The organism is Amycolatopsis mediterranei (genome assembly GCF_026017845.1).
Classification (GTDB): domain Bacteria; phylum Actinomycetota; class Actinomycetes; order Mycobacteriales; family Pseudonocardiaceae; genus Amycolatopsis; species Amycolatopsis mediterranei.
This window is the reverse complement of sequence record NZ_CP100416.1, coordinates 2500283-2512436: the sequence shown is the minus strand read 5'-3', so window position 1 is coordinate 2512436 and position 12154 is coordinate 2500283. Positions and strand designations below refer to the sequence as shown.

General features: G+C 71.7%; 14 protein-coding genes. 6 read left to right on the top strand and 8 right to left on the bottom strand.

The window, feature by feature from the left end:
• Position 1: 1 nt before the first annotated feature.
• The gene (soxR, locus tag ISP_RS12025) at positions 2-463 is read left to right on the top strand and encodes a redox-sensitive transcriptional activator SoxR (RefSeq protein WP_013224136.1); all 462 of its coding nucleotides are present in this window, start codon (positions 2-4) and stop codon (positions 461-463) included.
• Between the two features lie 34 nt (positions 464-497).
• Positions 498-1031, top strand: coding sequence for an RNA 2'-phosphotransferase (locus tag ISP_RS12020; RefSeq protein WP_014466793.1), 534 nt, complete (start codon positions 498-500; stop codon positions 1029-1031).
• 164 nt (positions 1032-1195) lie between these two features.
• Here the strand turns inward: ISP_RS12020 and ISP_RS12015 are convergent, their stop codons facing one another.
• Entirely contained in the window at positions 1196-1789 is a 594-nt protein-coding gene (locus tag ISP_RS12015; RefSeq protein WP_013224134.1) for a TetR/AcrR family transcriptional regulator, read from the bottom strand.
• A 207-nt stretch (positions 1790-1996) separates the two neighbouring features.
• On the opposite strand from ISP_RS12015, the gene ISP_RS12010 reads away from it, so the two are divergent.
• Positions 1997-4183: an MMPL family transporter gene (locus ISP_RS12010; RefSeq protein WP_013224133.1), complete on the top strand. Its 2187-nt coding sequence runs from the start codon at positions 1997-1999 to the stop codon at positions 4181-4183.
• A gap of 116 nt (positions 4184-4299) precedes the next feature.
• Here the strand turns inward: ISP_RS12010 and ISP_RS12005 are convergent, their stop codons facing one another.
• Positions 4300-5340, bottom strand: coding sequence for an epoxide hydrolase family protein (locus tag ISP_RS12005; protein ID WP_013224132.1), 1041 nt, complete (start codon positions 5338-5340; stop codon positions 4300-4302).
• Positions 5341-5378: 38 nt separating this feature from the next.
• Between ISP_RS12005 and ISP_RS12000 the strand changes: the two genes are divergently transcribed.
• Complete coding sequence (locus ISP_RS12000; protein ID WP_013224131.1) at positions 5379-5939, top strand: TetR/AcrR family transcriptional regulator; 561 nt, start codon at positions 5379-5381, stop codon at positions 5937-5939.
• On the opposite strand, the gene ISP_RS11995 is transcribed toward ISP_RS12000, so the two are convergent.
• Positions 5940-6098: a hypothetical protein gene (locus ISP_RS11995; RefSeq protein ID WP_014466792.1), complete on the bottom strand. Its 159-nt coding sequence runs from the start codon at positions 6096-6098 to the stop codon at positions 5940-5942.
• 17 nt (positions 6099-6115) lie between these two features.
• Here ISP_RS11995 and ISP_RS11990 point away from each other — a divergent pair, with 17 nt between their 5' ends.
• Positions 6116-6847 (top strand): MBL fold metallo-hydrolase, encoded by a 732-nt coding sequence (locus tag ISP_RS11990; protein ID WP_013224130.1) that lies wholly within the window; start codon positions 6116-6118, stop codon positions 6845-6847.
• Here the strand turns inward: ISP_RS11990 and hisB are convergent.
• The 3 genes from hisB to hisD are packed head-to-tail and all read right to left on the bottom strand — an operon-like array spanning position 6844 to position 9862.
• Complete coding sequence (hisB, locus tag ISP_RS11985) at positions 6844-7443, bottom strand: imidazoleglycerol-phosphate dehydratase HisB (RefSeq protein ID WP_013224129.1); 600 nt, start codon at positions 7441-7443, stop codon at positions 6844-6846. The genes ISP_RS11990 and hisB overlap by 4 nt on opposite strands.
• The gene (locus ISP_RS11980) at positions 7440-8540 is read right to left on the bottom strand and encodes a histidinol-phosphate transaminase (protein WP_013224128.1); all 1101 of its coding nucleotides are present in this window, start codon (positions 8538-8540) and stop codon (positions 7440-7442) included. The genes hisB and ISP_RS11980 overlap by 4 nt, the downstream gene beginning before the upstream one ends.
• The gene (hisD, locus tag ISP_RS11975) at positions 8537-9862 is read right to left on the bottom strand and encodes a histidinol dehydrogenase (protein ID WP_013224127.1); all 1326 of its coding nucleotides are present in this window, start codon (positions 9860-9862) and stop codon (positions 8537-8539) included. Before hisD ends, ISP_RS11980 begins: the two co-directional genes overlap by 4 nt.
• A gap of 84 nt (positions 9863-9946) precedes the next feature.
• Between hisD and ISP_RS11970 the strand changes: the two genes are divergently transcribed.
• Positions 9947-10741 carry a carbon-nitrogen hydrolase family protein gene (locus tag ISP_RS11970; RefSeq protein ID WP_013224126.1) on the top strand — a complete coding sequence of 265 codons (795 nt, stop codon included), beginning with the start codon at positions 9947-9949 and terminating at the stop codon, positions 10739-10741.
• 72 nt (positions 10742-10813) lie between these two features.
• Here ISP_RS11970 and ISP_RS11965 read toward each other — a convergent pair whose 3' ends face one another.
• A complete protein-coding gene (locus ISP_RS11965; protein WP_013224125.1) occupies positions 10814-11461 on the bottom strand; it encodes a response regulator in 648 nt (215 codons plus the stop codon).
• Positions 11458-12153 carry a response regulator transcription factor gene (locus ISP_RS11960; RefSeq protein ID WP_187324691.1) on the bottom strand — a complete coding sequence of 232 codons (696 nt, stop codon included), beginning with the start codon at positions 12151-12153 and terminating at the stop codon, positions 11458-11460. Before ISP_RS11960 ends, ISP_RS11965 begins: the two co-directional genes overlap by 4 nt.
• Position 12154 lies beyond the last annotated feature (1 nt).

The following is a 12154-nucleotide window of genomic DNA, read 5'->3' as shown; positions in this document are numbered from 1 at the left end:
GGTGACCAGGCTCGCTGAACATCTCAGCATCGGACAGGTGGCGGAACGCAGCGGGGTTCCGCACACGGCACTGCGGTTCTACGAGGAGAAGGGGCTGATCAGTTCGGAGCGGTCGGCGGGCAACCAGCGCCGGTACGCGCGTTCGGTGCTGCGCCGGATCGCGTTCATCCGCGCCGCGCAACGGGTCGGCCTCTCGCTCGAGGACATCAGCTCGGCGCTGGCCACGCTGCCGGCGGACCACGCCCCGACGAAGGCGGACTGGGCCCGCCTGTCCCGCGACTGGCAGCACGAGCTCGACGCGCGCATCGACGCCCTGCAGCGGCTTCGCAGCCGGCTCACCGGCTGCGTCGGCTGCGGCTGCCTTTCCCTGCGCAGCTGCGCGTTGTACAACAACGACGACGAGCTGGCCCGCTTCGGGCCGGGCGCGAGCAAACTGCGTCCCGCGGTCGAGGGCGGCATCTAAACCGCTTGCGCCCGGGGAGGATGCCGGAAAGGCAATGAACGAAAAAGAAATGATCCGCATCTCGAAGCGGCTTTCCCGGCACCTGCGCCACGACCCGGCCGCTCTCGGCCTCACCCTCACGTCCGACGGCTGGGCCCCGGTCGACGCGCTCGTGCGCGCCCTCGCGATCACCCGCGCGCAGCTCGACGAAGTGGTCGAGAAGAACAGCAAGCGCCGCTTCGCCTTCGACGAAACCGGAACGCGCATCCGCGCGAGCCAGGGCCACAGCGTCCCGGTCGAGCTGGGACTGCCGGACACCACCCCGCCGGACGTGCTCTACCACGGCACGGTGGCGAAGTACCTCGACGCGATCTTCCGCGAAGGCCTGCGCCCGATGAACCGCCACGCGGTCCACCTGTCGGCCACGGTGGAAACGGCCGGAATCGTCGGCGCCCGCCGCGGCAAGCCGGTGATCCTCCGGGTCGACGCCGCCGCGATGGCCGCGGAAGGTCACCCATTCCAGATAAGCGCCAACGAAGTCTGGCTGACCCCCTCCGTTCCCCCGCACCACCTCGCCAGCCTCACCTGAGCCGTGTCGTCCCGCCAATCACGCGAGTCGACCTTTCAATCACGCGTGATGCCCCGCTGATCACGCGAGTTCCGCCGCACAATCCGACTCTCCCGGTACGCGAACCGACCGTTCGAGTACGCGCGACTCGCGTGATCGAACCCGGAACTCATGTGGGGGTGGGGTTAGAGTGCTGGGACTGGGGTGGTGGTTCGGCGGCGGGGGCGGCCCAGCAGGCGGCGGCCCACGTCCAGGAGTTCCGTGCGCAGCTCGTCGTCGCCGAGGGCGGCCAGGTCCGGGGAACCGCCCGCCATGGCGATGCCCGTCAATGTCACCAGGGCGTTGACCCGGGCCGTCGTGTCGGGGTCCGGGCCCGACAAAATGCCGAGCAACACCTGCCCGAAGCCCTCCATGCCGCCGTGGGCCGACTTCTCGATCGCTCGGGCGATGCCCGGGTCGCTCGAAAACAGCGCCACCAGCGCCCGGTGGCGGATCACCAGGTCGACGAAGCCCTCCAGCAGCAGGTCCACCTGCGCACCCCGGCGCTTCTGCGCCGCCGCCCGGCGGACGAGTTCGTCCAGGTCGCGGACGCCCGGCTCGGCGACCGCCTCGGTGATCTCCGCCTTCGTCTTGAAGTGGTAGTACACAGCCGCCTTGGTGATGCCCAGCGCGTCGGCGATCATCTGCAGCGACGTGCCCTCGACCCCGTGTTCGGTGAACAGGCGCAGCGCGGTCTGCAGCAGTCGGGTCCGGGTGTCCTCGGCCGGGCCGGCGGTCATTCTTCCTCCTCATCGAGCCGTCGGAGCCTACGTCACGCCCTGTCGATCGGCAAACCGACTTACTAGCCGAACGGCAAGGAATAAACCTTGCTGTTCGGCTAGTCACATCCTTGCCGATCGGCTTGGACCTGCCCTTGCCGATCGGCTAGCTTGGAAAAGGACCTGATGGAGTGAACCGAGCCCGTTCGGGCGAAACGGAGCTGACTCGTGGCGACCTTCCTGTACCGGCTCGGCCGGTTTTCCTTCCGGCGCAGAGCGCTGGTCGCGGCCGTCTGGGCGGCGGTTTTGGTGGCGCTGGGCCTGGGCGCGCTGACGCTGTCGGGCCAGCTGTCGAACTCGGTGACGATCCCCGGCACCGAGTCGCAGCGGGCGGTCGACCAGCTCACCGAGAAGTTCCCGCAGGCCAACGCGGGTGGCGCCACCGCGCGGGTGATCATCGAGGCTCCGGCCGGGACCACGGTGACCGACGCGAAGGGCAAGGCCGCCGTCGAAGCCCTGGTCGGGCAGCTGAAGACGGCGCCGAAGGTCGCCGCCGTGGTCGACCCGTTCCAGGCGCAGTCGATCTCACCCGATCGGCGCGTCGCGCTCGCTCAGGTCAGTTACGGAGCGAAGGCGTACGAGCTGACCGACGGAGACCGCCAGGCGCTCCTCGACACCGCGAACGCCGGACGCGCCGCCGGGTTCACCATCGAGTTCGGCGGTGACGCCGTGCAGGGCGCGCCCGCGACCGGGGCCACCGAAGGCCTGGGCGTCGCGGTCGCCGCCGTCGTGCTGGTCATCACGTTCGGCTCGCTGCTCGCGGCCGGGATCCCGCTGCTCACCGCGCTGATCGGCGTCGGCACCGGAATGGCGGGCATCTTCGTCGCCTCCGGCTTCCTCGAGCTGAACTCGAACACCCCGATCCTGGCGCTGATGATCGGCCTGGCCGTCGGCATCGACTACGCGCTGTTCATCGTGTCGCGCTACCGCCACGAACTGAGCATCGGCCGCGATCCCGAAGAAGCCGCCGGACGCGCCGCCGGCACCGCCGGGTCCGCCGTGGTCTTCGCCGGGCTCACCGTCATCATCGCGCTGGCCGGGCTCACCGTGATCGGCATCCCGTTCCTCGGCCAGATGGGCGTCGCCGCGGCCGTCACCGTCGCGATCGCCGTGCTCATCGCCCTGACGCTGCTGCCCGCCATCCTCGGCTTCGCCGGGGCCCGGGTCGCCGGCAGCCGCATCCGGCTGCGCCGCAAGCCGGTCGAACCGACGCACGGCGAACGCTGGGCGCGGTTCGTCGGCCGCCACCGGATCCCGGTGCTGCTGGTCGCGCTGGCCGGGATGGCCGTCGTCGCGCTGCCCGCGCTGAGCATGCAGCTCGGCCTGCCCAACGACAGCACGGCCGCGCCGGAGTCGACGCAGCACAAGGCGTACGAGATCGCGAGCCGCAGCTTCGGCCCGGGCTCCAACGGGCCGCTGCTGGTCGTCGTCGACGTCTCTTCGAGCACCAACCGCCAGGCCGCGCTCGGCCGGGCCGCGGCCGACATCCAGAAGCTGCCGGACGTCGCCGCCGTCACCCCGCCGCGGGTCAACCAGAACGGTGACACGGCGCTGCTCACGGTGATCCCGAAGAGCGGCCCGAGCAGCGCGCAGACCGAGGACCTGGTGGCCGCGATCCGCACCGAATCCGGCGCGCTGGAGACCGGGACCGGCGCGAAGCTGTCCGTCACCGGCCAGACCGCGGCGAACATCGACGTCTCCGAGAAGCTTTCGGACGCGATGCTGCCGTACCTGGCGCTGATCGTCGGGCTGGCGTTCGTGCTGCTGATGCTGGTGTTCCGCTCGGTGGTGGTGCCGCTGAAGGCGACGCTCGGCTTCCTCGGCTCGGTTGCGGCGACGTTCGGCGCGGTGGTCGCGGTGTTCCAGTGGGGCTGGCTGACGGACCTGCTCGGCGTCGCCTCGACCGGCCCGATCATGAGCATGCTGCCGATCCTGCTCATCGGTGTCCTCTTCGGACTCGCGATGGACTACCAGGTGTTCCTGGTGACGCGAATGCGCGAGGAGCACGTCCACGGCGCGGAGCCGCAGGAGGCGATGGTCACCGGCTTCCGCCACGGCGCGCGCGTGGTGGTCGCGGCGGCGCTGATCATGATCAGCGTGTTCGCCGGGTTCGTGCTCGCGGAGTCGTCGCTGATCCAGTCGATCGGCTTCGCCCTGGCGTTCGGCGTGCTGGTGGACGCGTTCGTGGTCCGCATGACGCTGGTCCCGGCGGTGATGTCCCTGCTCGGCCGCGGCGCGTGGTGGCTGCCGCAGTGGCTGGACCGGATCCTGCCGGACGTCGACGTCGAGGGCGAGAAGCTCACGAAGCACCTGGACGAGCCCGAGGAGCGGGAGCTGGTCGGCGCGAGCCGCTGACCTCGGTTGTCCACAACCCCGCGGGGTTGTGGACAACCAGGCTTCGGCCAGGGGTTTTGTCGGGCCCCACCGGTAGACTGGACTTGGGACGCCCCCCGGAGAGGGTGGGGGCAGACTCAGCCGCCCAGCTTGACCGCCCGGCGCAGGTCGTCGACGTACGCCTCCGGCTGTTCCCAAGCCGCGAAGTGGCCGCCGGCGCCGTGCTCCACGTACTCACGGACGTTCAAGAACACCTCGGCGTAGCTCCGCGGCTCCGGTTTGGTATCCCGCAGGAAGACCGAAAGCACGGTCGGCGTGTCGACCCGGGCCGGCAGCGCCGCCGGTTCGGTGTACGTCGCGAACGAAGTGCCGATCGCGCCGGTGACCCAGTACGCGGTGACCCACGTGAGCAGCTCGTCCACGGTGAACGCCCCCTCGCCGGACCACGACTCGAGCTTCTCGACGATCCACGCCGCGAGGCCGGCCGGTGAGTCGCCGAGGGCGACGGCGAGCGTGTTCGGCCGCGTCGACTGCTCGGCGATGTACCCGCCCTCGGCCCGGAACCACTGCCCCGCCCGGGCGAGGTAAGCCGCCGCGTCGGGGGCGAGCTTTGCCGGATCCACCGTGAGCGCGCGCTGCGGGGCGACGTTCGTCAGGTGCAGGGCGGCCACCCGGTCCGGGTGCTCGCCCGCGAGGATCTCCGCGACCGTGCCACCCACATCGCCGCCGGACAGCGTGTACCTCGGGTAACCGAGCTCGGCGAGCGCGGCCGCGATGATCCCGGCCATCCGGCCGGCCGACATCCCGGGCGTGGCGAGCGGTGCCGCGAACGGGAAGCCCGGCAGCGCGGGCACCACCACGTGCATGTCCGCGAGCAGCGGCAGGACGCGCTCGAACCGCAGCACCGAGTCCGGCCAGCCGTGCAGCAGCACGACGACCGGCGCGCCCGGATCCGCGGACCGCCGGTGGATGACCCGCAGGTCGGCGCCGCCCGCCCGTACCGTCGCCCAGGGCAGCTCACCGATGCGGCGCTCGTGCACTCCCCAGTCGTACCCGTTCGCCCAGCGGTCGAGGAGCGCGTCGAGGCGGGTGCCGCCGATGCCGCGCGTGCGGTCCTCACTCCACGGGGTCGTGGCCCGCCGCGTCCGCCGGAGCCGGTCGCGCATCTCGTCGTCCATGTGTATCAGCGTACACATCGATGTGTATGCTCGTACACATGATTTCGCGCGATGCGGCCGCCACCCGGCAGCGGATCCTGGGGCACGCTCGAGGCCAGTTCGCCCGGCACGGCTACACGGCCGTCACGGTCAAGGGCGTCGCCGACGCCGCCGGCGTGTCCCCCAACCTCATCACGCGCTACTTCGGCGGCAAGGACGGCCTTTTCCTGGCCGCGACCCGCGTGGAGATCCCGGTCGCGGACTCCTTCGACGGCGACCGGGCCACGCTGGGCGCCCGGCTCGCGGCGAACATCGTCCGGCGCTGGTTCGGCAACCCCGGGGAGGATCCGCTGCTGGTGTTGCACCGCGCGGCCGGCGAACGCCCGGAAGCGGCGGAGGCGCTGGCCGCATTCCTCGACACGAACTCGCTGGAGCCGCTGCAGCGCTACCTGCGCGACAGCGGCCTCGACGCCGCCGACGCCCGCAGCCGGGCGGCCGCGATCGACGCGTTCGTGCTCGGCGTCTCGACGCGCCGCCGGGTGCTGCGGTCCGAACTCGGCGATCCCGCCGAGCTCGAGGCCTGGCTGGGCGCCACCATCCAGCGGCTGGCCGACGGCTAGCTAGCTCGAGAACCAGAAGATCGCGCCGCCGATGGCGAGCAGGGCCGCGACGCCCAGCACCACGGCCATGAACTTCGCCGTCTTCCACGTCGAATAGACCCCGCCCACCAGGAAACCGCCCAGGGCGAGCAGGAGGACGCCGACGACTCCGTTGCTCATGCGGGTTAGGGTGCCACATGCCCTTGGAGTTGATCGTGCTGGGCAGCGCGACCCCGTACCCCCGCCCCGGCGAGCCGTGCTCGGGGTACCTCGTCCGAGGAAACGGCGCGACCGTCTGGCTGGACGCCGGCCCCGGCACCCTCGCCGCGCTGCAGGAACACACCGCGCTCACCGACGTCGACGCCATCTGGATCTCGCACCTGCACGCCGACCACGTCGCCGACCTGCTGCCGGCCGTCTACGCGCTGCTGTTCGCCGATCTCCGGCCCGCCGGGCCGCTGCCGCTCTACGGGCCGCCCGGGATCCGCGACCGGCTCGCTGACTTCCTCGGCAACACCGGCCCGGCGCCGATCGAGCAGGCCTTCCACGTGCACGAGCTGCACGACGGCCACTTCACCGAAGTGAACGGCCTGACCCTGGCCACGTCCGCGGTCGAACACGGCTTCCCCGCCTTCGGCGTCCGTGTCACCGACGGCGACCGAGTGCTCGCCTACTCCGGCGACACCGGCCCGTGCGCCGCCCTCACCGAACTGGCCAACGGCGCCGACCTGTTCCTCTGCGAGGCCGACGGTCCGGAACCGTCCGCGGTGCACCTGACGCCCGAGGACGCGGCCCGCGCCGCGCAGGGGGCCGGGCAGCTCCTGCTGACCCACCTCGGCCCGTTCTTGACACCGGACGAAGCCGCCGAGCGCGCCGCGACCGTCCACAAGGGAAACGTCGAGGTCGCGGCGGCCGGCGACGTGTACTAGAGCACGCCCTTCGTCGAGGGGATGCCCCCCGCGCGCGGGTCGGGCTCGGTCGCTGCCCTCAGCGCCCGGGCCACCGCCTTGTACTCCGCCTCCGCGATGTGGTGCGGGTCGCGGCCGTGGATCACCCGCACGTGCAACGCGATCTGGGCGTGGAACGCCAGCGAGTCGAACACGTGCCGCGTCAGCACGAACGGGTAGTTGCCGCCGATCGTGAAACTGTTGAACTGCTCGGGCTCGCCCACGTGCACGCAGTACGGCCGGCCCGAGACGTCGACGGCCGCGTGGGCCAGGGTCTCGTCCATCGGGATCCACGCGTCGCCGAAGCGGCGGATGCCGCTCTTGTCGCCCAGGGCCTGGCGGATCGCCTGGCCCAGCACGATCGCCGTGTCCTCCACCGTGTGGTGGGCGTCGATGTGGACGTCGCCGGTGGCCTCGACCTTCAGGTCCAGCGAGCCGTGGACGCCGAACGCCGTCAGCATGTGGTCGTAGAACGGGACGCCGGTCGAGATGTCGACCTCGCCCGTGCCGTCGAGGTCCAGCTGGACGAAGATCGAGGACTCCTTGGTGGTCCGTTCGACCTTGCCGATGCGGGTCATCGCGAGACTTCCTTACTCGCCTCGAGGAAGGCGTCGTTCTCTTCCGGGGTGCCGATGCTCACGCGCAGGTGTCCGGGGATGCCCGGGTCGCGGATCAGCACCCCGCGATCCAAATAGGACTGCCAGGCCGCGTGCGGGTCGCCGAACCGTCCGAAGAGGACGAAGTTCGAGTCGCTCGGCACCGGGTCGTACCCCAGGCCCGCCAGCGCTTCCACGACGCGGTCGCGTTCCGCGGCCAGCTTGTGCACACTGTCCAAAGTGGCGTCCGCGTGCCGCAGGGCCGCCCGCGCCGCCGCCTGCGTGAGCCGTGAGAGGTGGTACGGCAGGCGCACCAGCTGCAGTGCGTCGACCACCGCCGGAGCCGCCGCCAGGTAGCCGAGCCGGCCGCCCGCGAAGGCGAACGCCTTGCTCATCGTGCGCGAGACGATCAGCCGCGACGGGTAGTCCGCCAGCAGCTCGACCGCGCTCGGCTGCGACGAGAACTCCGCGTACGCCTCGTCGACCACCACGATCCCGGTGGCCGCATCGAGCAAAGAACGCAGTTCGGAAAGCGGGATCGAGCCGCCCGTCGGGTTGTTCGGGCTGGTGACGAACACGACGTCCGGACGGCGTTCCGAAATGACCGCGGCCGCGGCGGCCGTGTCGAGGCTGAAGTCGTCGCGGCGCGGCGCCGGCAGCCACTCGGTGCGGGTGCCGGAGGCGATGATCGGGTGCATCGAGTACGACGGCTCGAAGCCGAGCGCGCTGCGGCCGGGACCGCCGAACGCCTGCAGGATCTGCTGCAGCACCTCGTTGGACCCGTTGGCGGCCCAGACGTTCGCCTCCGACAGCACCACCCGCGTCGACACGCTCAGGTAGTCGGCCAGGTCCTGCCGCAGCGCCACGGCGTCGCGATCCGGGTAGCGGTGCAGCTCCGCAGCCTCGAGACGGACCGCCTCGGCAACGTCGGCCACCAGCGAAGGCGGCGGCGGGTAGGGGTTCTCGTTCGTGTTGAGCCGGATCGGGACGTCCAGCTGCGGTGCGCCGTAGGGCGACTTGCCGCGCAGGTCGTCCCGCAGCGGCAGTTCGTCCAGCGTGATCTCTTCGCCGATCGTCATCGGACCGAACCTCCGAAGCGCGCGGTGACGGCCTCGCCGTGCGCGGGCAGGTCCTCGGCGTCGGCCAGCGCGACCACGCGGCCGGCGACCTCGCGCAGCGCGTCCTCGGTGTAGTCCACGACGTGGATGCCCTTGAGGAAGCTCTGCACGGACAGGCCCGAGGAGTGGCGGGCGAACCCGCCGGTGGGCAGGACGTGGTTGGACCCGGCGCAGTAGTCGCCGAGCGACACCGGGGCGTACGCGCCGACGAAGATCGCGCCGGCGTTGCGGACGCGGGCGGCGACCGCGCGCGCGTCCGCCGTCTGGATCTCCAGGTGCTCGGCGGCGTAGGCGTCGACGACGCGCAGCCCGTCGTCCACTGTGGACACCAGGATGATGCCGGACTGCTTGCCGGCCAGTGCTTCCGCGACGCGCTCGGTGTGCTTGGTCGCGGCGACGCGGTTCACCAGCTCCTTGTCGACGGCGTCGGCCAGCTCCACCGACGTCGTGACCAGGACGCTCGCGGCCAGGGGGTCGTGCTCGGCCTGGCTGATCAGGTCGGCGGCGACGTGCACCGGGTCGGCCGTCTCGTCGGCGAGGATGGCGATCTCGGTGGGCCCGGCCTCGGCGTCGATGCCGATCAGGCCGCGCAGGAGCCGCTTGGCCGCGGTGAGGTAGATGTTGCCGGGCCCGGTGACGATGTCGACCGGGGCCAGCTCGGCGCCGTCGGTGTCCGTGCCGCCGTACGCGAGCAGCGCGACGGCCTGCGCGCCGCCGGCCGCCCACACCTCGTCGACGCCGAGCAGCTCGGCCGCGGCGAGGATGGTCGGGTGCGGCAGGCCGTCGAACGCGGCCTGCGGCGGCGAGCAGACGACCAGGGAGCCGACGCCGGCGATCTGCGCCGGGACGACGTTCATCACCACCGTCGAGGGGTACACGGCCAGCCCGCCCGGCGCGTACAGCCCGACGCGCTCGACCGGCACCCACTTCTCGGTGACCGTGCCGCCCTCGACGACGGTGGTCGTGACGTCGGTGCGGCGCTGCTCGGCGTGCACCTTCCGGGCCCGGGCGATCGACTCCTCGAGCGCGGCGCGGACCGCGGGGTCGAGCTCTTCCAAAGCGCGGGTCAACGCAGCGCGCGGCACCCGCACGGACGCGGGACGCACCTTGTCGAACTTCTCGGTGTACTCCAGGACGGCTTCGACACCGCGATCGCGGACCGCCTCGACCACCGGGCGCACGTGGTGCAGCGCCGCGTCCACGTCGTATTCGGCGCGAGGGAGCGTGGCGCGCAGTTCGGCGGCGGTCGGGACCTGCCCGCGCAGGTCGGTGCGGTTCAGCATGCCCACCAGGGTACGAGGTCACGCCGAACGGGTTTTCGGCGATACTCCCCGGTGACGGCCGATCCCAGCATGCAGGAGGCAGCGGTGGCGCGAATCGCGTTGTGCCAGGTCAACTCGGGTGACGATCCGGAGGCGAACCTGAAACTCGTTCGCTCCGGCGTCGAGGCCGCGGCGGCGGACGGCGCGCGGATCGTCGTGTTCCCCGAAGCGACCATGGCGCGCTTCGGGCGGCCGCTCGAGCCGGTCGCGGAGCCCCTCGACGGCCCGTGGGCGTCGGCCGTGGCTTCGGTGGCCGCCGAGCACGACGTGGTCGTCGTCGCCGGCATGTTCACCCCGGCGGACGACGGGCGGGTCCGCAACACGCTGCTGATCACCGGCGGCGGGCACCACCGCGGCTACGACAAGATCCACCTCTACGACGCGTTCGGCTTCGCCGAGTCGGACACGGTGGCGCCCGGTTCCGCGGCGACCACCTTCGAGCTGGACGGCGTCGTCTACGGCGTCGCGACCTGCTACGACGTGCGGTTCCCGGAGCTGTTCCGCGCCTTGGCCGACGACGGCGCCGACGTCGTGCTGCTGCCGACGTCGTGGGGCGCGGGCGAGGGCAAGCGCGAGCAGTGGGAGGTCCTGGTGCGCGCGCGGGCGCTGGACTCGGGCTGCTGGGTGCTGGGCTGCGGCCAGGCCGACCCCGCGGCGACGGGCGTCACGGTCAACCCGAAGGCGCCGACGGGAATCGGGTACTCACTGGTCGCGGACGGCTTCGGCCGGGTGGTCGCCCAGGCCGGGGCGGCGCCGGAGACGCTGCTGGTGGACGTGGACCCGGCGGTGCCGGCCCAGGCCCGCGCGGCAACGGGAGCCCTGGCCAACCGCCGTCTCTGACCTCCGGACGCAGTGAATGACTCATTCCTGTCGTCGGATGACAGGAATGAGTCATTCACTGCATCGGCGAAGCTAGCGGAGCAGGCCTTCGCGGATGGCGACCCGGACGAAGCCCGCGCGTCGCCGTTCGCCGGTCTTGTCGCGGATGCGGTCCAGGTACGAGCGGACCGTGCGGACGCTGATGTTGAGGATCTCCGCCACGTCGACGTCCCGCTCCCCCGCCGCCACCAGGCGGAGCACCTGCTTCTCCCGCTCCGACAGCACGATCTTCGGGCCCGCGTGGCGCTCTTCGCTGTCCTGGATGATCATCCCGGCCAGCGTCGGCGAGACGTACGCGTTGTCGTCGGCGATCGTGCGGATCGCGCGCAGCAGCTCGTCGCCGTCGACGTCCTTGGACAGGAAGCCCTTCGCGCCCGCCTGCATCGCGCCGAGCACCTCCGGCTGCTCCGCGTGCGCCGACACCACCAGCACCTTGTGCCCCATCTGCCCGACTTCCAGGACCGCGGCCGCGTCCTGGACTCCGCGCAGCTTGAGGTCGAGGACCACGACGCTGCCCGCCGGCTGCTCCTGGACCGCGAACCGGGCCACCGAGTCCGCCACCGCGCCGAGCTCGATGTCCGGCGCCTCGGTCAGCACGCGGGTCAGCGCGTACCGGTAGAGCGGGTGGTCCTCGATCACGCCCACGGAGATCCGCCGGGAAGACGGCGCCGGCTCGCTCATTTGCGGCCGCCGCGCCGGCGGTTGGCGTCGCCGATCAGGCCGCGCCGGATGGCCTCCTTGACCAGGCCCGGCCGCCGCCGTTCACCCGTCTTGTCGCGGATGCGGTCGAGGTAGCCGCGGACCGTCCGGACGCCGATGCCGAGGATCAGCGCGATGTCGACGTCCCGCTCCCCCGCCGCCACCAGCCGCAGCACCTGTTCCTCGCGCGGCGACAGCTCGGCTTCGGCCGACACGGCGGGCCGGTCGGCGTTGTCCTTCATGATCATCCCGGCGACCACCGCCGAGACGTACGCGCCGCCGTCGGCGACGGTCTTGATCGCGATCAGCAGCTCGTCCGCGTCGACGTCCTTCGACAGGAACCCGCGCGCCCCCGCCGCGATCGCGCCGAGCACGACCTCCGGTTCCGCCTGCGCGGAGACCACGAGCACGTGGTGCCCGAGCTCGCACACCTCCAGCACGGCCGCCGCGCCCGCGACCCCCGGCAGGCCCAGGTCGAGCAGGACCACGCTGCCCGGCGGCTGCCGGTGCACGTGGAACCGGGCGACCGAATCGACGACCGCGCCGAGCTCGACGAAGCCGGCTTCGGCCAGCACGCGTTCGACGGAGACGCGGTACAGCGGGTGGTCTTCGATAACCGCGACCCGGACCCGCCCCTGGCCCAGTTCACCCTCGGTCGAACGCTCTTCTGTCATG

Bases quoted from the DNA above. Each gene is read 5' to 3' on its own strand.
- hisB (WP_013224129.1), bottom strand. From the start codon at position 7,443: ATGACCCGCATCGGCAAGGTCGAACGGACCACCAAGGAGTCCTCGATC.
- hisD (WP_013224127.1), bottom strand. From the start codon at position 9,862: ATGCTGAACCGCACCGACCTGCGCGGGCAGGTCCCGACCGCCGCCGAA.
- ISP_RS12000 (WP_013224131.1), top strand. From the start codon at position 5,379: ATGATTTCGCGCGATGCGGCCGCCACCCGGCAGCGGATCCTGGGGCAC.
- ISP_RS11965 (WP_013224125.1), bottom strand. From the start codon at position 11,461: ATGAGCGAGCCGGCGCCGTCTTCCCGGCGGATCTCCGTGGGCGTGATC.
- ISP_RS11980 (WP_013224128.1), bottom strand. From the start codon at position 8,540: ATGACGATCGGCGAAGAGATCACGCTGGACGAACTGCCGCTGCGGGAC.
- ISP_RS12020 (WP_014466793.1), top strand. From the start codon at position 498: ATGAACGAAAAAGAAATGATCCGCATCTCGAAGCGGCTTTCCCGGCAC.
- ISP_RS11960 (WP_187324691.1), bottom strand. From the start codon at position 12,153: ATGACAGAAGAGCGTTCGACCGAGGGTGAACTGGGCCAGGGGCGGGTC.
- ISP_RS11990 (WP_013224130.1), top strand. From the start codon at position 6,116: ATGCCCTTGGAGTTGATCGTGCTGGGCAGCGCGACCCCGTACCCCCGC.
- ISP_RS12005 (WP_013224132.1), bottom strand. From the start codon at position 5,340: ATGGACGACGAGATGCGCGACCGGCTCCGGCGGACGCGGCGGGCCACG.
- ISP_RS12015 (WP_013224134.1), bottom strand. From the start codon at position 1,789: ATGACCGCCGGCCCGGCCGAGGACACCCGGACCCGACTGCTGCAGACC.
- ISP_RS11995 (WP_014466792.1), bottom strand. From the start codon at position 6,098: ATGAGCAACGGAGTCGTCGGCGTCCTCCTGCTCGCCCTGGGCGGTTTC.